The following is a 16,386-nucleotide window of genomic DNA, read 5'->3' as shown; positions in this document are numbered from 1 at the left end:
CTGGTCGGTGGCGAAGGCTTCGCTGTCGATGCCAGCCTCATCCGGGCCGATGCCAATCGTCAGACTGGCGGCCCGGGTAGCGAGGGCCTGCCGCCCGACGCCGACACGCGTGCCGTTCGCGAGTATCTTGCCGTCCTCGACGATGCCGCATTCGGGGCGGCCACGCCGGTGGTGCCGAAGTACCTGGCGCCGGCGGATCCTGCGTCGCGCTGGACCTGTGCGCACGGGGGGCAGGCCTATTACGCCTACTCGACCAACTACCTCATCGATCTCGATCATGCCGTCATCATGGACGTGGAGGCGAGCACCGCGATCCGGCAGGCCGAGGTGACCGCGTGCAAGCGGATGATCGAGCGCGTGCAGGACCGCTTCGGCGTCTGGCCCGAACGGCTGGCGGCCGACACTGGTTATGGCTCGGCCGAGATGCTGGCGTGGCTCGTCCACGAGCGCGACATCCAGCCTCACATCCCCGTGTTCGATAAGTCGGTCCGCCGTGACGGCACGTTCGAGCGCGCCGACTTCAGCTATGACATCGAGCGCGATCTCTACACCTGCCCGGCGGGAGAAGAGCTGCGACGTTACTGGCATGAGGGCCGCGCCGCAAAGGAGCAGCCGCCAGTCGATGGACTTTACAGATACCGCACTCGCAAGGCCGCATGCGACGCCTGCGACCTGCGGCCGCGGTGTTGCCCGAATGGGCCGCACCGGAAGATCCTGCGTTCCGTCCATGAGGGCGCCCGCGATCTGGCCCGCGATATCGCCACTACGGACGCCTATGTGACGTCTCGTCGACAGCGCAAGAAAGTAGAAATGCTGTTCGCGCACCTCAAACGCATCCTGAAGCTGGACCGCTTGCGCCTGCGGGGTCCAAACGGCGCCAAGGACGAGTTCCTACTCGCCGCCACCGCCCAGAACCTCCGCAAGATGGCCAAGCTCGTTCCGATGCCGGCGCAGATGGCACCCGCCTGAAAAGGCAGGTAGGCTTGCCTTGATTTTAAGCCGGTGCCAGCCGGCGCCGAGGCCGACTTCTTCAACACAATCGCCCAGAAGCGGACTGCCCGCTTTGGAGAGGAATGCAGACTTTCGAGCGGTCGTCCGAGGCTGTTACCAGAGGATACGATCGGTAATCACGCCAAACCTGACGAGAAAGCCTAGCGCCGCTCCAATAAAAAGGAGGGCCACATACACGGTGATTGCTCGCGTCCGGCTTCGACGGTCTGTTTGATAACTCATCTTTGATAACCTCGTGGCGGAGTCTGCTACGAAAGTGACCGATTTAACCAAAGTCCGCTAGTGGGCGTCTCGAGATGGGGTATCGCCGAGGTACATTGCGCTGGCGATGGGCCAACCCCTTAGCGTTGCTGGGAGCCTGCCGAGGCTATGGCGGAGGGGATCTTCGCCGCAGCCGCCTGTCCGATTGGGGGGAAGCTGACGTAGACCGATTAACGGACTCGCGACAAAGCCACTTCTATTTGACGGTAGGCTTCCGGTCGTCGAGCGCGCTCCGCAGCTATGAAGTTCGCGTGCCGCACCGCAAAGGAGGCGACCTCTTGAAGAGTATCAGGATAAGGTTCGCCGACACTACAATACAAAAAGCTGTGTCGCTTTAACGCCTCGACCTTGTTCCACTGTTTCACGTCAGAACGCTTCGGTGGCTTGAACTTACGGGTCAGCCCGACGCTCGGACCGCCGCACTCGGGGCACGGTAAGACAGGCTCTTCACGCATCGACCAAGGTGCATTGCAGCTTATCTTCGCCTAACGCTGCGAGCCCGCCGACGTGATCGCAAAGAGGGTCTTGATGGTGTCAACTTGCGGGAAAATCGCTCGATCATCCTTGCCCGTGCCTTGACTCCATATGTTCCAAAGTGAACGTATTTTGCAAAAGTAGGGGACTGATCAATGGTAAGCGATGACGGGGTTTTCGAAATCGAATTGTCTGAAGGCGGCGTACCCGGCGTGTTTCTACCCACGGTATCGCTCGTTAAGGGGCGCCTCTCGCCTGCCGCTCTATCGTACTTTCAGGCAATGCGGCGAAATACTTCTTCGGAGAGGCTTGAACGCGAGTTTTTAGAAGCTGTGAAGGTACGTTGGGCGAAGGTCGGTCGTCGCGGCGGTGATGTGGTTGTCAAGACAAACGACTTCGCTGGACAGAGGACAAGTTAGGCTGCACGTTTCTGAGCGTTTGCAGACGAGTCCGACCCCCATTCATTTCTGATCCGGACGGATGCCTACCGCCGCCAGGCCGGGGTATCGATGGGGTACAACGTTCTATACGTTGGTGACAAACGGCTGTTTTGTGCGGCGGGCGGACCGCTGCGGCGGATGGGGTATCCGCCGCGATCGAATGGGCGCGCGGGGTGCAGGCATTGCAGCCAAATACACTGATCCCCGTCAGCAGTGTTGCATTGTCGCGATGTAGACATGTAGGGGAGAAGACATGCCTACTATCGCAATAATCAGCCAGAAGGGAGGCGCGGGCAAGACGACGCTAGCGCTTCACCTTGCCGCTGCCGCCCATGACGCGGGGCGCGTTGCGCTCGTCATAGATACAGACCCCCAAGCGACTGCCAGCGAATGGGCAGCCTGGCGCCAAGACGCACCGCCTGAAGTAATCGATAGCCCACCGCCACGACTCTCTGCCAAGATCGCGCAGGCGAGAGGGCAGGGGGCCGATTTTATCGTCATCGATACTCCGCCTCATGCCGACAGCGCCGCGCGTGCCGCAGTCGAGGTTGCCGATCTCGTCCTGATCCCATGCCGTCCCAGCGCCTTCGACCTGGCGGCGATCCAGACGACGGCCAAACTCGTGCAGTTGCTCCGTAAGCCAGCCTTTGTGGTGTTCACCGCAGGTTCCCCTAACGCGCCGCGCATGTATCAGGAGGCCCGCGAACTCGTCGAAGGGTTTGGTACGCCAGCCTGTCCGATCCAAATCGCCGACCGCGCCGCCTTTCGCCATGCAAGCGCGGAAGGCCGCACCGTCATGGAATACGAACCCAGCGGCAAAGCGGCAGAGGATATTCGACACATCTACAAGTGGACATGTCTACAACTCGGTATACCGATCAAGACGCCAAAGAAGCTATCATCCAAACCCCTGAAAGAGAACGGAAAAGTTGTAGCATGAGCCGCAAGCCGTCCTTCGCAAACCTGCGTGATCGCACCTTGCCGGAATCCGTCATCGCAACACCAGCGGCTTCACAGCCTATTGCACAGACGCAAAACCAGGCGGGCGGGCAGGGGGCTACAGCGGGTCCTGCCAGCCGGCAGGGTCGCAAACAGATCGCCGGTTTTTTCACACCCGAGATGTCGTTCGCCATGCACACGTTGGCACGTCGCCAGGGCAGAAGCCTTCAGGCGCTGATGGCCGAGGCATTCAACGACGTGCTGCGCAAGCACGGCGAAAGCCCGATTGGGGACTGATCGCGACATCACGTTCCGATTGGCCCTGCCAGCCTGCGCCCAGGTATAGTGCGGGCGGGTCACAGCCGACCAGCTAGAGTCGATAAGCAACTCAGCTATGACGGCCAACCCTGCCCTTGAATTGCAATGAGATCCCCGGCGCACGCTTTCGGCCTCGCTCGTTTTCCCATCCAGCATGGGCAGATGCATGTGCCGATCTGACGACGCACACTGGTAGCCCATCTTATCTGAGAGGTTGGCAAGACCGGCACGGGCAATAACGTGGCGCACACCAGTGTACTCGAGCGCTTCCAGATCTTTACCGTTCTCATCATGGTGCCGCTGCTCAGGCAATACATACGCGTGGGACGCGCAGCATGGTCGCTCTGGCGGCAGCCATACGGTAATGTAACGGGTCATTGCGCAGGCTGGGGCAAACTGTTCGGTGCCATCGCTCGAGGGAGCAGGACCGTCTGCCACGGGAGGGCAGTCAGTTGTGTACGACGCGCAATCCGGTAAATGATTGAGGTATGACGAAATACTTCATGCTTATGCTAGTTGGCCTTTCGACTACCGCTACCGCGCAGGTGGTGCAGCCAGGAGATTGGGACGTCACGTCAAAGGTCGTAGACCTGACCGTACCGGGTGTTCCCGGATTCCTTTTGCGAATGATGAAAGGCAAATCGAAGGCCGAACGCAAGCGTCTGTCGAGCGGGCAGGGGATCGAGACGCTCCTGATGCCTGACCCGAAAGCACGATGCCGGATCGACAGCCAGCGCGTCGCCGACGGCAGATATGCGCAGAGCCTGAGCTGCCCGCAGAAGAAAGGCGACTGGATACGTATCAGTCGCACGGGGACCTACGATGCGACGGGCTATACTGGTCGGGCAACCGTGGCTGGCCTGACCCCCAAAGGGGCTCTCAACATCGTTCTGGATCAGCGCGCAACGCATATCGCGCGATGACGCTGCATTCTGGTTCAGCCGCTCGTCGCCCGTTGCCATTGTCTGCTTAGCGCAAGGTTATCGTCCGAAGCCAAGAAATTCATCGGCAAGATGAGCTATCATGGTCAGCCGGGAATGACCCAGTTGGCCTCCTCGTTGGCTGCCTTCGCCGTACGGACAAGGTGCTCGACATAGTTCTGGAAGATGGGAACCGTAAATGTGACCAATAGGGGCTCGCCCCCCGGTTCCTTAAACGTCAGCACGACAAAGCGCTGGCGCTCTTCGTCGAGCACAAGGCCTACTTCCATCGCACCTAGGCCGCTTGGAGTGATGACGGTCGGTGTCACGCAATACCCTAAATGATATGGGCGACGCCGTGGTATTGCAGCCGCCCGGTTTCCCCACAGCCGTTGCGGATTCGGCAAGATCTCGCAAATCGTGCGAATCGACCGATAAATCGCAAGACTTCCGCAACTGGTTATCCTGGGGCGAAGTCCGTCGGTTTCACGTTCAATCGCTGCCTTGAGGCGACACAGAATGATGAAGGCCCGCCCGAGCATCGAGGGGCGAGAATAAACCTTACGGTCTATGGTCGGGGAGACAGGATTCGAACCTGCGACCCCCTGGTCCCAAACCAGGTGCGCTACCAGCCTGCGCCACTCCCCGACGGCGCTGCGGTTAGGCATACTAGCGCCAATACGCAAGCGTCATGACGCGGTAGGGACAAAATGCAGGGTTGCCGGTCCTGCATCGCGGGAACCTTGATTTTTGTTAGCTTTCTTGAATGCGGACGCTTTTTAACGCGCGCCCTGACCCAACATCCTGATAAGAAACATGATTTTCATGACGCATGGCACGACGGGTCTCCTTCGAATGCGGTCCGATAATCGAAAGCTTCAGAAACCGCATGATCCCACTAGGGAGCATTCGCGGCGACATCGTCGCTGCGTCCAGGGTTTTCCGCGTGTTATCTCGGTGTTTTGGTTCAGGAGTTTCCGGTTTCCGTCAGTCAGTCATTGCGTTGGCCGTCTAGGCCAACACTGCATCTCTTATATTTATAGAATCAGTTAGCGGTTGTGGATCGATTTGAGCCTCGCGCTCCATGCGATCGATCGTCTCGCCGAGCTTAGCGAGAATCTTACCTAGCGGACCATCGACGGTGATCTGTGCGAGTTCCCGGCAGGACAGCGTCTTCAGCATCGCATTGGTTTCCAGGGCATGGTCGGCGTGATGCTGAGCAACGTCGTCGGGCAACGGAGCAGGACGCATCCAGCGCGGAAGATAGGACCGCACGCTGCCAGGCAGCAAAGGTCGGTAGGCGTTGGATGTCTGTACGTACCGCGGCCCGGGGCCGTCACTCTTCACACGGTTGAAGCGTCGCTGGCGCACGAGAAACCCGATCACCTCGAGAATGCGGAGCGCCCGACCGACGGTTGCACGACCAAGCCCGGTCGTCTCTGCCAAATAGTCGTAGGAGGGGTACACACGGCCACGGTTTAACCGCGCAAGCGTGAGAAGCTCTTCGAAGACCCGCACGGCGCTGCCGGTAAGCTGAGCGATACCTCGCTCGACGACCGTCAGCGTCCGTTCTCCCGAGCGCGCATCGCGCCGCAACCTCCGTGCAGCATCGAGGGTTTTGCGCGCAACATGCAGCAAACGGTCGGTTTCGCCCTTGCCGGGTGCCGTCCAGAAGACTTCTTCGAAGGTACCGGCCTCCAGGCTGTCGCGTAGCACAGGTGCGCCTGTCCGGTGCAGCGCGCCCGATCGCGCGGGCGCACGCTCGCGCGTTAGCAAGCCGAACGCCTTCAGCGCGGCATCGCCAATTGTAATAGTCCCCATCATCCGTTCCCTCTTGAGGGTGGCGGAAACAGGCAAAAGTCAGCCGTGGCGCGAAACGCGCATCCTTGAATTCAATCTGAAAAGCGCATATTTAGGGATCGTTGGTAGACGATCGTTTGTGCTTGCCGGCACGAACCTAGTATGTGCTTTTGGGATGCCCGGCCTTCGTGCCGGGTTTCCTTTTATCCGCTCACAGCCATTCCTTCGTTATCGATGTCATGGGCTTGGTGGGGCAGGTGGCGACCTAAGCAGTGTATACGTCCTGCGCTGGCGTAAACGCTGCGCACGATGCGGCTCAGAAACCCGACACTTGCTCCCCCTTGCCAATGATCGTTACGACCACGCCCTCGTTCGTCGGATTTGGAAAAAACCGAATTCGACGAACGACGACCGCCGTTCCATCATCCTTGCGGTTTATCGGGGCAGGGCAAAGCGCCAAGGTTCGTGCTTTCGCACGGAAAACTCGGGAAATGTTCGTGCTATCACATGGAAAACCCCTGGCCGGGGTTCGATAACTTCCCTGGGTCGGTCGACGATCACCGAACTCGAGTTCGTGCTATTACACGGAAAACCCTATGCGAACCTGCAAACGGATTACGCGTCGGTGCCGTCTTCAAGGATTTCGATATCTCTTTTGGGTCGAAAGCTGATGGTCGTATGCAAACGCGGCCGACCACCGCGTCCCGACGGGATTTTCGTTTCGACCACGTCGAGCGTATATTCGGGCAGACTATCCTGTTCGGATACGTCGCGGAGCTGTTTCTTAAAATATTCGAGGCCACGTCGGTCCGAAGCGCAGCCTACGCGCGCCGCCAGCTCACCAATATCAAGTGTAAAGCCGTCGTCCTTGCAGTTGAATTTGGCAAGTTCGTAGAGACGCCGTTCGATGGGGCCAAGCTTGAAGAAGTCATGATGGTATGCAGCGATCCGCTGATCCGTCAGGATGGCGCGATACAACCAGTCACACACCATGACTTCAACCCATTTTACACGGCGCTCGCCCGTAGATGTCTTGATGTATTTGATATCGGCTTTGAGCAGCCAGGAAAAAGAGCTGTCCGATCCTTCACCACCAGTTTCAATATTCGTAACGATCTGCGTGCCCTGCAGCCTGTTTAACGAGGCCTTCAGCGACGTGTAGGACCGCGCGGACGAGTTCGTACCGGTAACGCGGAAGAGATCATTGGCGGTAAACGTCATGATCCGGTCGGCTTTTTCACCTTTTTCGGCCCGCTCCGCCATCAGACTGGCGATATAGAGCAGGATTTCCTTGTCATAGATCGTCGCGACACCAGTCTTGCTCGGATTGATCTCGATTCGGGCTTCGCCCGATTCAAAGACCATCGGGGTCATATGGGCCTTTTTCGACAGGGCGAAAAACGGAAACTCAGCCACGGTCCGCTCGCCCTGCACATCGCCGTACAGCGGGCTGTGCACCGAAAACAGGTCACCCTGAAAAACCGAAACGTCGCCCATGATCCCAAACTCGCCTTTATCAGCGATCAACCTGTGTCGCTGCCTCATGCTTGTCCAACGGAAAGGGGGTTTTCCGTGTAATAGCACGAACATTAGCGAGGATCGTCCGAGGCTTGCCGGGTTCGGACGGCCGAACCTCAGGGAGCACCGCGATTCTGGTGCAATACCGTGGAGATCTGTACGGCTCAGCGTGCTTTGACGAGGAAAACACCGGGCTGTGGCACGAGCCGGGCGACCACCACAGGAGACTTCGTGCTATTACACGGAAAACCCCGTCAGCCTAAAAAACTGCTAGCCGTTTGGAATTACTCGAGCCGGCGATGTCGACGCTACCTATGTCCGCAGATGAACAATATAGCGGTCCACAGGCCGCGGCTATGGGTGTGGGACAGCACCTAGCAAGTAAATTTGTCGACACGACGACGTGTCGACGTGTCGACACTACCTATCTTTGCGTCATGCCCTTGATTATTCGAACACAGGTTCACGATAGCGACTGACACCCCAACGGCTGATCGCATGGAGGCTACCGGCGAGCTGCCATATTATGGCGATCGAAACCTCTATCGCAGCCGATAAGCAGTGAGCGCGCGAGGATAGCCGTAGTCCGGCACTTTGCCGGTCACGATCAGTGTTCCGTCCGACGTCAGTGCCATGTCGCCGCCTCCGGCTGCACTCCAAACCGGGGTGTGGGTGCTGCCTTGGGTGGGAATCGCATAGATCGCCTTGTTGGTACAAACGAACACCAGCGTATCGGTCAGGATCGTGTTGCCGATCATTTGTTCTCCCAAGGGAGGTGCCCAGCCCCACAAGACGCGGCCTGTGGCTTCATCAAGTGCATTGAGTTCACCGGGATTGGCACGCGATAGGTAGATGCGTCCGCCCCCAACAGCGGGGGCAGTGGAATAGGTGGAAGCACTGCGCCAGACCATGGTCTTGGTTCCCGTCGACCAGTTGACCAGGATCGATGGCGTCGAAGCGCTACGCTGGCTCGAATAGGCCATGACGTTGCCCATCGTGCCGAGGACGGGCGCGCCGTAATAGCTGTAGAAGCTGTTCTGGAAGAAAGGATCGGCAAGGCTTGCTTTCGGCTCGCCGGTACGCCGGTCGATCATCTCGAGTGCGTTGCCCGAATAGTAATAGACCGTGTCGTCATCAACCGCTGGGGTTTCGCCGTCCCAGATGCTGCCCTTGATCTGCGCCTCCCAGCCGGTCCGCGATGTATAGTCGAAGCCGTAGACGACGCTCCCGTAATAGCCTGCCGACATGTACAGACCGTCCTTGTACGGCGTCGGCTGGAGGAAGGATGACCACTGAGACGAGAAGATCGCGCGTGGCGGCGCATAGTCGCCGGTGACGGCATCGACTGAGATCACGGGATTCTCATTGGATGACGTCGTCATGGTAGTGACGAATACCCGGCCGTTGCCGACAGCGGGTGTGCTGAAATAGGTGGTTGCACCGATAGCATAGGACCAGCGCTGGTCCCCGCTGCCTGTCGCCAACGCATGGAGCACCGCGGTGCCATCACGCTCCTGCGTTGTGACATAGGCGAGGCCATTCGCTGCGGCGATCCCGCTCACACGGGTGGCCGTGGCCGGTGCATATTCCCACGCCTTCACGAATGCGGCAGGATCAAACGTTGCATGAACATAGCCGGTGTGTGCGGCATTACGCTGGTAGGTGGTCCATTCGCCGATCTGCAGCGTCAGATTATACCCGAACGTCTGCGTCGATCCCGGATAGACCGTAGCGCAGGCGGTGTCGCGACACAGACGAAAAGTCACTGTACCGTTGTAGTTTCCCAAGGCCAACGTGCTGACCGGCTTGAACTGTACCTTGTAGCTGCCGTCGCCCGCGCGGACGACATCGCCATCGAGCGCCAAGCGTGCGCGATCATATTGCAGGTCGGCAATCACGGTGTCGCCGGTTGTACCCGCAACACTCGCGGTGAAGCCCAAAGGGGTGCCAGCACCGTCGTCACCGATTGCCGTCGTCTGCGTCGTGGCGGAGAGCGTAACACCCAGGGTTGGGGTTGCAGGTGTAGGCGTTGTAGTCGAAGGCGGGGCGGCCGAGCCGCCATCGTCGCCTCCGCAGCCAGCTAGCATTAGCGCCATCAATGCGGACGACGTCTTCATTGCAGTCATTATTTTCCCCCAAAGCCCTTCCCCACAGAGGACCATCTACCCGTTTTGCCCGCAACAGTCGCTGCTGTCACGTAATGTCGAATGACAGGATAGGAATGCTTCGAGCTCTTCGCCTTGAGCGTTAGCGCAATGGCTTCTCGAAGAAGGAACCCGAAACAGGCGGCTAACAATGCAACCCAACTAGGCGCCGAATCTGCGCCTCGAGCGTACGGTAGTCGGACGTCGGCACCACTTCCTCGCCAGCTGGCGCGGCGGTCAGCGCACCTTGCGCCATCAGGCGCCGCCAGATGAAGATCTGATTCCCACCAATGCCGTGCCGGCGGGCGACGAGCGACACGCTCATTCCGGGCAGATACGTCTCTTCAACGATCCGGACCTTTTCCTAAGGTGTCCACCGCCTCCGGCGCTGAACACCGGAGAGGACCTCGCCATCATTGTAACGCCTGGTCGTACCGTCAGTCATATGCCCCACTCTTATCTGAGAGCGGGGCCCTGTCAGGTCATTTAGGGGGCCACCTCACCTGCCGGCTCTTTGCCGTCGACCTTGTCAGTAAATAGGTGAGCTGATCCTCGATATCGCGCGGGACCACCGTAAGGCGCACCGCCTTGTCCGGAGAGACATAAGTCGTCCGCGTGGCCGGTATCCAGCTATCTGCGTACGCTGGCGACGCTGCTACCAATGCCACGGCACAGACAAGTCTGATCAGCCATCTCGTTTAGTTGCCTCCCCCAGTACCCGTCGCAGCCGGGCTCAGCTACCGGGTGCTGTCGAGGTAGAGGATAGGCTGTCGTTTAGTTATGCGAACCTGCAAATAGACTTAGAAGTTTTGTCCGATCTCGAACGGAATTGGTTCATTTTGAACACTCTCAGTACTTCCTAATCCGATGCTTCTCACGTACTTGCGCGACCCGCTCTAAAACGGGCGGCCGGGGGACACATGAAGAAACTGACAATCGCAATCATCGGCGCGCTGACCGCCTGTGCCGTCGCAACGCCAGCTTCGGCTCAAATCGTGCTAGAAGCATTCGGCGCTCGTGCTGATGGCGAATGGGGCGGCGAACTTGGCGCGGGGTACTCGTTCGGCGCCGGGGGGTTCCGCCTAACACCCGCGGCTGGCGTTTTCCTGTATCAAGGCGACAACGATCGCTATTTCGAGGATAGCAATGGGGGCAACCCACGTTGCCGCGACGGCCGAAACGGCCAGTACGCTAAGAGTTCGAACTGCGACAACACGGCTGTGAAGCCATACGGCCGTGTGGAAGCGACCTACTCAATCCCGCTGGCGGCCACTATCGGTGCTGGTGTTCGGATCGGTGATGAGGTTCGCCCGTATGGTACCGTCGCATTACCACTCGCGCCTACGTTGAGCCTGAAGGGTAACGCGGGTCCGCACTACTTCGCTTTGGGCTTACGCGTCGGACTGTGATTCCGCGGCACGGCACTCAGCCGTGCCGCAAGATATCTTAGTTGCACGCACCCATGCGATACTTCCGCCAGTACCGATCCCACCGCACGGCCGCCCCTGAAGCGATAGCGGCGCACGACAGCGATCGACCGTCCGGCAGCGTGCACCGGGCCACAACGCGGCTGTAGCTCATACCGGTCGCCTCACATCGCAACGTCTTTCGCAGCACCAGGTGTTCGACGATCTGCTGGCTGCGTTTGGCAGCCGCGTTGTCACAGCGATAGTTTACCCGCCTCGGGTCTGCCGCGCGACAAGGCGACGCGCTTTCGAAGTCCGGCGCCTGGACGCCGGCAATCCGAACCTTGACCCCGTTCGAGCACCATAGGGGTCCATCGCCGTCGTGAACGCGGGTCACCATGCATGAGAACGTCGTCGTTGGTGCGAGGGCGATCATCGAACGACTCGCATCAGTGCTTCGTCCGGCTGGCGTCTGCTACAGCGTTCAGGCAGTCGGCTAAAACCTCCCACTGTCGGTACTGCTCCGGCCGCCCTGGTGGCGTCTTTTCCATACCCGACGCCACGATCTTGCATGCGCCCATCTGGCCATGATCAGCCATCAGCGCGAAGGCCTGCCGCCACGCGTCCTGCATCAAGCCGACAACCAGTCGGACTCGGCGTCGTCGGCCGCGGCGAACATGTCGCCCTCAGCCTGCATGGCGCTGAGATGTTTGCGCACGGCCTCCGGATCTCCGTTGCGGGGAAAGCGCCGATCCGCGACGGCGCCGGTCGCCAACTGACCAACCAGATCGCTTCTGTCTTTCTGCGCCATAAGCCACTGGCCAAACGCTGGCTTAAGTTGCTGCTGGTCGTCGTCGTGCTCGGTCATTCTCGCGTCCCTTGAATCGTTAAGCCGCCAATTGCATCATATTGATGTTCTTGCAATGTTCTTGAGAATCAGCGGGGATCGCGCCTAGCTAGGGACAGGCCACGACCAGCGACTCGATACTGACGGAGCAACGGAATGCAGTACGATCTGCGGCTGAGAGCGGCTGCCCGCGTGATATACGACAACGTCTACCCACCCGTTGATGCCGTGCAGTTCAGCTTCGACGAGGCCGAACGGTTCGGAACTGTGCAGTACCGGCAGGCCGTCGGCGATGCCCAGGACGCACGGTCGGTTCTGACTGCGCACCACGACCAGCTCCTCTTCGCCGCGATCCTATAGGTATGTCGTCAACGAACCGGAATCGCCCCGCTGTCATCCCGCTGATCCGTCGAGATACCGCGCTGCGGCTCCACGACGTCTCGTTCGAACTCGTGCCGTGCGAGGTGCCCTTCTTCCTCGTCCATACGCATGCCGGGTTCGCTTCGCCCGCGCAGGACGACATGCAGGAACCGATTGATCTGGGCGCGTGGCTCGTCGAGCATCCGGCTGCGAGCTACATCATGCGCGTGGATGGCCGGTCCATGTCCGGTGCCGGGATCAACGACGGTGATCTGATCGTCGTGAACCGAGCCAAGAAGCCCTCAAGCACACGTAACATTGGTGGATCGATGACGCGAACAGCGATACGCTTCATCGCAGCGGTCCGGGGGCGGGCTCCAACGAGGGTGGGCAATGAAGAAACTTACATCGCTAATGGGCCGATCGTTTCTCCTCGTCGCGGTAATTTACTTCGTCACCGTCACTACGTCAGCCATCATATTTGAAATTGCCGAGGGTAAGTATGACGCGGTGGACTCTTTCTGGTGGGCATTTACCACAGCGACCACCACAGGCTATGGGGACATCTACCCCGTCACGAAGACCGGTCGGGCCGTGGCGCTCTTCCTCATGCACTTCGGTCCAGGTTTCGCCTTCCCGATGATGACGGCAATCATGTCGGCCAAGTTGATCGTCGACAGCGATGCATTTACCCACGGTGAGCAGGAGCAGCTGAAGGAAGACATCGCGGCGATCCGGCAAATGATGACGCCGACCAAAGACGGGACCTTTGATGCTGCAGCCCGACTTGAGGCCGGCATGCGGCGCTACCTGCACGATGAGGAGGCAACCCGTCGCGCCCAATGCCTTGATGAGTTCCGGCAGCGGCTAGCCCTGACACCCTGGGCGGAAGCTGAACAACATTCAGACGGCGGTAGATGAGACCGATTTTCTGGCGAGAAATGACAGCGTAACGGGACCGAGACGACGAAACCCGGCGTTGAAGTACGAAACTTGGAATTGAGATCGCATGCCCCACGCCAGCAATATCGTTTACTGCAACGGACCTGACAGCCCGCACGCGTTCGACATCGTCCCTCTCCAGCCCCGCAATGGCAGCCTCGATGCCATGTGTCCAATCTGCAAGGGCCGCGGGCAGTGGAATACCGAGATCGATCTCGTCAGCTTCCGGTGCAAGCGAACGGCATGCGATCGCTGCCACGGTGCTGGCTGGGTCGAAACAGGTACCGATCCGATCGGCCTGCCTGATATTGAAGTTTCGCCGGAAGGGTATCCCCGTTGGACTATCCGCTTCGAACCCAGCGAAACGAAGCTGGAGGTCGATCCGGCCCAACCTGGTCTGACCAAAACCTGAGCGGGACCAAGGGGACCGTGCTTAGATCAGCCGAGGCGTCACCGTGCGCGTCGGGAACACCGGCCCCCGCACCGTCATCTGATCAGCCGGGTAAGGTCGCTGCAACGCTAGCACGTCTTCATAGCTACCGGTCAGCCACCGATCGTGATCGTCCGGCCGCAGAATCGTGATCATCGCCTTGGGATGTATCGGTGCCACCAGTTCGTTGGCGTCACAGGTGACCATCGCAAAGTAGCGTTGGTCGCCGACTTGTCGCCAGAAGCCAGCTATCGCAAACACGGGCTGATCACTCACTCTAAACCACATCTCCCCCTTGATCGGCTTCTTGCCATCGCCGAGGTCGGTGGGCTCGCGTGCCCATTCGCAAAACTCTGTTAGCGGGATCAGGCACCGATTGGCCGGATCGCTGACGAGAGATCGCCATTGGGGTAGGTGCAGGGTGCGCACGTTGGTCTGCGCAACTTTGCGGCCAGCCTGTTTCGCTTGCCCCGCTAGGACATCCCATTCCATCACGTCGAGCCCGCGGCGATCGGCTTCGTTCCGCACGACGTAAGCACGGCCGAAAGGGCGTAGTTCTTTCGGGTCGAACCGATTGTCCATTGGCTTATCGGCAAGCCATTCCGCACCGAAGCGCTCGGTGATGGTTTCAGGTTCGCCGTCGAACCGGGCGCGATTACACATTAGAGGTTTACCCGACCGACAACTGCGCCAATTGCAATCACGGAGACAATGATCGCCCAACCCTCCCAGGTTCGAGGGGACCAGCCGATCCCTACTACCTTGGGCTGAAACCATTCGCGCGGATTGTTCATGATCGTTCCGATACTAGCGTGAATTGTCGAGGTCTATGATCGTGGGGCTGCTCGATCTCAACGAGCGACCGTATTTGGAAAAGAAAAGGGCCCATCCGGAGCTACGACGAACCGGATGGGCTCAGTGCCATCATCCCAACAATGGAGACCAGTCACGCCTTAAGGCTGCGTTGGTTTGGGCAATGGTCGCCGGCAGCGTAAACGGGGGGCCGTCCTGCCGGCGTCTGTCCATATAGCGCCATAACAGCGGCAGCTCTATTGACCCAAGTTTATACCTACTGCCATATTTTGGTGGGCCGCCTGCAAAACCTAACGGCCCGTCCTTCGGTTGGCAAAGGACGGGCCGGCCAGTCACTTTCCGGAGATACCTGGCGTCGCGTCAACGCGGAAACCCCGAGCCGGTTTCGCGGTAACGGCCCTCCTCGATTGCCAAGAGAACACGAGGCGGACCGGCCGAGTCCGGAGGACGACCTTGGCCGAAACAGTATCGGGATGGTTAAGCCGCTTAGTAACCGCGGCAGTAGTTCACTTGGTCATTTCGGAAGTCGGAGCGACGGGAGCAAGGCTGGCAAGATAAGCCTTTCCGTGAAGCCCAAGAAGCGTAACGCGGCCGACATTCCCAGCCTGTACGGCCTTCAGATACGATCTAGGTTTTTTCATCAACTTAGGCTGATCGAGCCCTGTAAGACCGACGATCCGCGCGCTGCTTCCTTCACAAAGGTCACACAGTTGTGGTCTGACAGGCGATACACGCTGTCGGGCTTCCCCTCGCTCCACGCGTCGACCAACCGCAGCACAGCTTCATACTGTGCATCGCTCATAATGAGTGAGAATTGTGCGTCGCTCCCCGCCACATAGCCCGGCTTGGCTATGTCGAGCTTTCCCGCAACGGGCCCCATCAAGAGTGCTGGCGAGACCGATTTAGCCGTGAACCCGACATTCGTATCGACCGGAGCGCCGCCTGCATCGGGTATTCCGCGCAACGTGAAGAACGCATGGGGGAAGCTGTTGCCAAGCTCGTGGCTCCAGAACGTAATTGTCACTGCGGCTTGCGCAGGAACCGCAGCGAAACTCCACGTGAAGAAAGCCGCAGCGAGCGTTAAAAAGGTCCTCATACAGCGAGTTACCGCTATCGAGTGACGCCTAGCAATTAGAATCGCTTCACACGGCGGTCCAGCGCTCTAGAAACTGGGAGCACCGCAGCGGGGAGGCGTCTTGGGAATGCTCAACCCGCTGCGATGTCACAATACTGACACTTACCTATACGGTAGGCAATACCCGGCGAGTCTCAAAACGAAACGATGTCGCGACGAACGCGTGTGACGAGCACGGGGTAAGATGCTCGCCGCGACGGTTTACGGTAGCGGCAGCGCCTGTTGCGCCGCAACAAGCATCTCGCGAGACGCCGTTTTCCATGTCGTACCTGCTGCCGCCCACGGCGTAGAGCCTTGATAGGTCGGTGCGGACATCATCTCACCTGCTCGTCATGCGAGTTGACCTATTTGATCATGCCCACGGTCTTTTCTTGGTGATGGGGACGGATGGCCTGCCGTAACGGTCCTCGTCCTCATCCATGGTAGCGATCTCGCTTAAGGCGTATTTTCGCGTTGCATACAGGCGGCGCAAAATCATCGCGAGGTCGCGCTCTGTCAGGCCAGACGCCTGATCGATCACTTGCCCTTCGGGCAACGGCTCAACCCAAGCAGCAAGACGGTTGCACGCCTCGCCGAGTTCGGGATCCGGGGAATCGTCAAATTCGGCCATCGTGGGAACCTACCCGTT

17 protein-coding genes, 1 tRNA gene and 1 pseudogene are annotated in these 16,386 nt (G+C 59.3%); 9 read left to right on the top strand and 10 right to left on the bottom strand.

Translation table 11 applies throughout. The features are described from left to right. The 4 genes from AC59GX_RS19845 to AC59GX_RS19830 all read left to right on the top strand — a co-directional run. On the top strand, window positions 1-969 hold a 969-nt coding region (locus tag AC59GX_RS19845; protein ID WP_497302431.1), incomplete at its 5' end, for a transposase. A gap of 1,470 nt (window positions 970-2,439) precedes the next feature. Further along, the gene (gene parA / locus AC59GX_RS19840) at window positions 2,440-3,126 is read left to right on the top strand and encodes a ParA family partition ATPase (RefSeq protein WP_497302430.1); all 687 of its coding nucleotides are present in this window, start codon (window positions 2,440-2,442) and stop codon (window positions 3,124-3,126) included. Continuing rightward, entirely contained in the window at window positions 3,123-3,422 is a 300-nt protein-coding gene (locus tag AC59GX_RS19835) for a ribbon-helix-helix domain-containing protein (RefSeq protein WP_497302429.1), read from the top strand. Before parA ends, AC59GX_RS19835 begins: the two co-directional genes overlap by 4 nt. A gap of 509 nt (window positions 3,423-3,931) precedes the next feature. Further along, window positions 3,932-4,366: a DUF3617 domain-containing protein gene (locus tag AC59GX_RS19830; RefSeq protein WP_497302428.1), complete on the top strand. Its 435-nt coding sequence runs from the start codon at window positions 3,932-3,934 to the stop codon at window positions 4,364-4,366. 104 nt (window positions 4,367-4,470) lie between these two features. On the opposite strand, the gene AC59GX_RS19825 is transcribed toward AC59GX_RS19830, so the two are convergent. The 6 genes and pseudogenes from AC59GX_RS19825 to AC59GX_RS19800 form a co-directional block, all read right to left on the bottom strand. Continuing rightward, on the bottom strand, window positions 4,471-4,692 hold the full coding sequence (locus AC59GX_RS19825) for a hypothetical protein (RefSeq protein WP_497302427.1): 222 nt from the start codon (window positions 4,690-4,692) through the stop codon (window positions 4,471-4,473). A 242-nt stretch (window positions 4,693-4,934) separates the two neighbouring features. Next, a tRNA-Pro gene (locus AC59GX_RS19820) sits at window positions 4,935-5,011 on the bottom strand. Window positions 5,012-5,374: 363 nt separating this feature from the next. Continuing rightward, on the bottom strand, window positions 5,375-6,184 hold the full coding sequence (locus AC59GX_RS19815) for a helix-turn-helix domain-containing protein (protein WP_497302426.1): 810 nt from the start codon (window positions 6,182-6,184) through the stop codon (window positions 5,375-5,377). Between the two features lie 594 nt (window positions 6,185-6,778). After that, window positions 6,779-7,708: a replication initiator protein A gene (locus tag AC59GX_RS19810; RefSeq protein ID WP_497302424.1), complete on the bottom strand. Its 930-nt coding sequence runs from the start codon at window positions 7,706-7,708 to the stop codon at window positions 6,779-6,781. Between the two features lie 515 nt (window positions 7,709-8,223). After that, window positions 8,224-9,807, bottom strand: coding sequence for an outer membrane protein assembly factor BamB family protein (locus AC59GX_RS19805; RefSeq protein ID WP_497302423.1), 1,584 nt, complete (start codon window positions 9,805-9,807; stop codon window positions 8,224-8,226). A 181-nt stretch (window positions 9,808-9,988) separates the two neighbouring features. Continuing rightward, a pseudogene (locus AC59GX_RS19800) lies at window positions 9,989-10,270 on the bottom strand (transposase); the annotation flags it as partial. Between the two features lie 475 nt (window positions 10,271-10,745). Between AC59GX_RS19800 and AC59GX_RS19795 the strand changes: the two are divergent. Further along, window positions 10,746-11,234 (top strand): hypothetical protein, encoded by a 489-nt coding sequence (locus AC59GX_RS19795; protein WP_497302422.1) that lies wholly within the window; start codon window positions 10,746-10,748, stop codon window positions 11,232-11,234. A gap of 628 nt (window positions 11,235-11,862) precedes the next feature. On the opposite strand, the gene AC59GX_RS19790 is transcribed toward AC59GX_RS19795, so the two are convergent. Beyond that, complete coding sequence (locus tag AC59GX_RS19790) at window positions 11,863-12,099, bottom strand: YozE family protein (protein ID WP_497302421.1); 237 nt, start codon at window positions 12,097-12,099, stop codon at window positions 11,863-11,865. Window positions 12,100-12,234: 135 nt separating this feature from the next. Here AC59GX_RS19790 and AC59GX_RS19785 point away from each other — a divergent pair, with 135 nt between their 5' ends. From AC59GX_RS19785 to AC59GX_RS19770, 4 genes are all read left to right on the top strand, one after another. Next, window positions 12,235-12,438, top strand: a complete 204-nt coding sequence (locus AC59GX_RS19785; RefSeq protein WP_497302420.1) for a hypothetical protein — start codon at window positions 12,235-12,237, stop codon at window positions 12,436-12,438. Between the two features lie 2 nt (window positions 12,439-12,440). Further along, a complete protein-coding gene (locus AC59GX_RS19780) occupies window positions 12,441-12,923 on the top strand; it encodes a S24 family peptidase (RefSeq protein ID WP_497302419.1) in 483 nt (160 codons plus the stop codon). Beyond that, window positions 12,832-13,359 (top strand): ion channel, encoded by a 528-nt coding sequence (locus tag AC59GX_RS19775; RefSeq protein ID WP_497302418.1) that lies wholly within the window; start codon window positions 12,832-12,834, stop codon window positions 13,357-13,359. Before AC59GX_RS19780 ends, AC59GX_RS19775 begins: the two co-directional genes overlap by 92 nt. 88 nt (window positions 13,360-13,447) lie before the next feature. Further along, window positions 13,448-13,792 (top strand): hypothetical protein, encoded by a 345-nt coding sequence (locus AC59GX_RS19770; protein WP_497302417.1) that lies wholly within the window; start codon window positions 13,448-13,450, stop codon window positions 13,790-13,792. 21 nt (window positions 13,793-13,813) lie between these two features. Here AC59GX_RS19770 and AC59GX_RS19765 read toward each other — a convergent pair whose 3' ends face one another. From AC59GX_RS19765 to AC59GX_RS19755, 3 genes are all read right to left on the bottom strand, one after another. Next, window positions 13,814-14,473, bottom strand: a complete 660-nt coding sequence (locus AC59GX_RS19765) for an SOS response-associated peptidase (protein ID WP_497302416.1) — start codon at window positions 14,471-14,473, stop codon at window positions 13,814-13,816. Between the two features lie 790 nt (window positions 14,474-15,263). Next, the gene (locus AC59GX_RS19760) at window positions 15,264-15,719 is read right to left on the bottom strand and encodes a hypothetical protein (protein WP_497302415.1); all 456 of its coding nucleotides are present in this window, start codon (window positions 15,717-15,719) and stop codon (window positions 15,264-15,266) included. A 391-nt stretch (window positions 15,720-16,110) separates the two neighbouring features. Next, window positions 16,111-16,368, bottom strand: coding sequence for a hypothetical protein (locus tag AC59GX_RS19755; RefSeq protein ID WP_497302414.1), 258 nt, complete (start codon window positions 16,366-16,368; stop codon window positions 16,111-16,113). Window positions 16,369-16,386 lie beyond the last annotated feature (18 nt).

The organism is Sphingomonas sp. 320_CC (genome assembly GCF_059691795.1).
The sequence above is the reverse complement of the archived record's forward strand: the minus strand, read 5'-3'. Positions and strand labels throughout refer to the sequence as shown.

Coding starts and splice junctions, on each gene's coding strand:
- parA (WP_497302430.1), top strand. CDS start 2,440: ATGCCTACTATCGCAATAATCAGCCAGAAGGGAGGCGCGGGCAAGACG.
- AC59GX_RS19835 (WP_497302429.1), top strand. CDS start 3,123: ATGAGCCGCAAGCCGTCCTTCGCAAACCTGCGTGATCGCACCTTGCCG.
- AC59GX_RS19830 (WP_497302428.1), top strand. CDS start 3,932: ATGACGAAATACTTCATGCTTATGCTAGTTGGCCTTTCGACTACCGCT.
- AC59GX_RS19815 (WP_497302426.1), bottom strand. CDS start 6,184: ATGGGGACTATTACAATTGGCGATGCCGCGCTGAAGGCGTTCGGCTTG.
- AC59GX_RS19810 (WP_497302424.1), bottom strand. CDS start 7,708: ATGAGGCAGCGACACAGGTTGATCGCTGATAAAGGCGAGTTTGGGATC.
- AC59GX_RS19805 (WP_497302423.1), bottom strand. CDS start 9,807: ATGACTGCAATGAAGACGTCGTCCGCATTGATGGCGCTAATGCTAGCT.
- AC59GX_RS19795 (WP_497302422.1), top strand. CDS start 10,746: ATGAAGAAACTGACAATCGCAATCATCGGCGCGCTGACCGCCTGTGCC.
- AC59GX_RS19790 (WP_497302421.1), bottom strand. CDS start 12,099: ATGACCGAGCACGACGACGACCAGCAGCAACTTAAGCCAGCGTTTGGC.
- AC59GX_RS19785 (WP_497302420.1), top strand. CDS start 12,235: ATGCAGTACGATCTGCGGCTGAGAGCGGCTGCCCGCGTGATATACGAC.
- AC59GX_RS19780 (WP_497302419.1), top strand. CDS start 12,441: ATGTCGTCAACGAACCGGAATCGCCCCGCTGTCATCCCGCTGATCCGT.
- AC59GX_RS19775 (WP_497302418.1), top strand. CDS start 12,832: ATGAAGAAACTTACATCGCTAATGGGCCGATCGTTTCTCCTCGTCGCG.
- AC59GX_RS19770 (WP_497302417.1), top strand. CDS start 13,448: ATGCCCCACGCCAGCAATATCGTTTACTGCAACGGACCTGACAGCCCG.
- AC59GX_RS19765 (WP_497302416.1), bottom strand. CDS start 14,473: ATGTGTAATCGCGCCCGGTTCGACGGCGAACCTGAAACCATCACCGAG.
- AC59GX_RS19760 (WP_497302415.1), bottom strand. CDS start 15,719: ATGAGGACCTTTTTAACGCTCGCTGCGGCTTTCTTCACGTGGAGTTTC.
- AC59GX_RS19755 (WP_497302414.1), bottom strand. CDS start 16,368: ATGGCCGAATTTGACGATTCCCCGGATCCCGAACTCGGCGAGGCGTGC.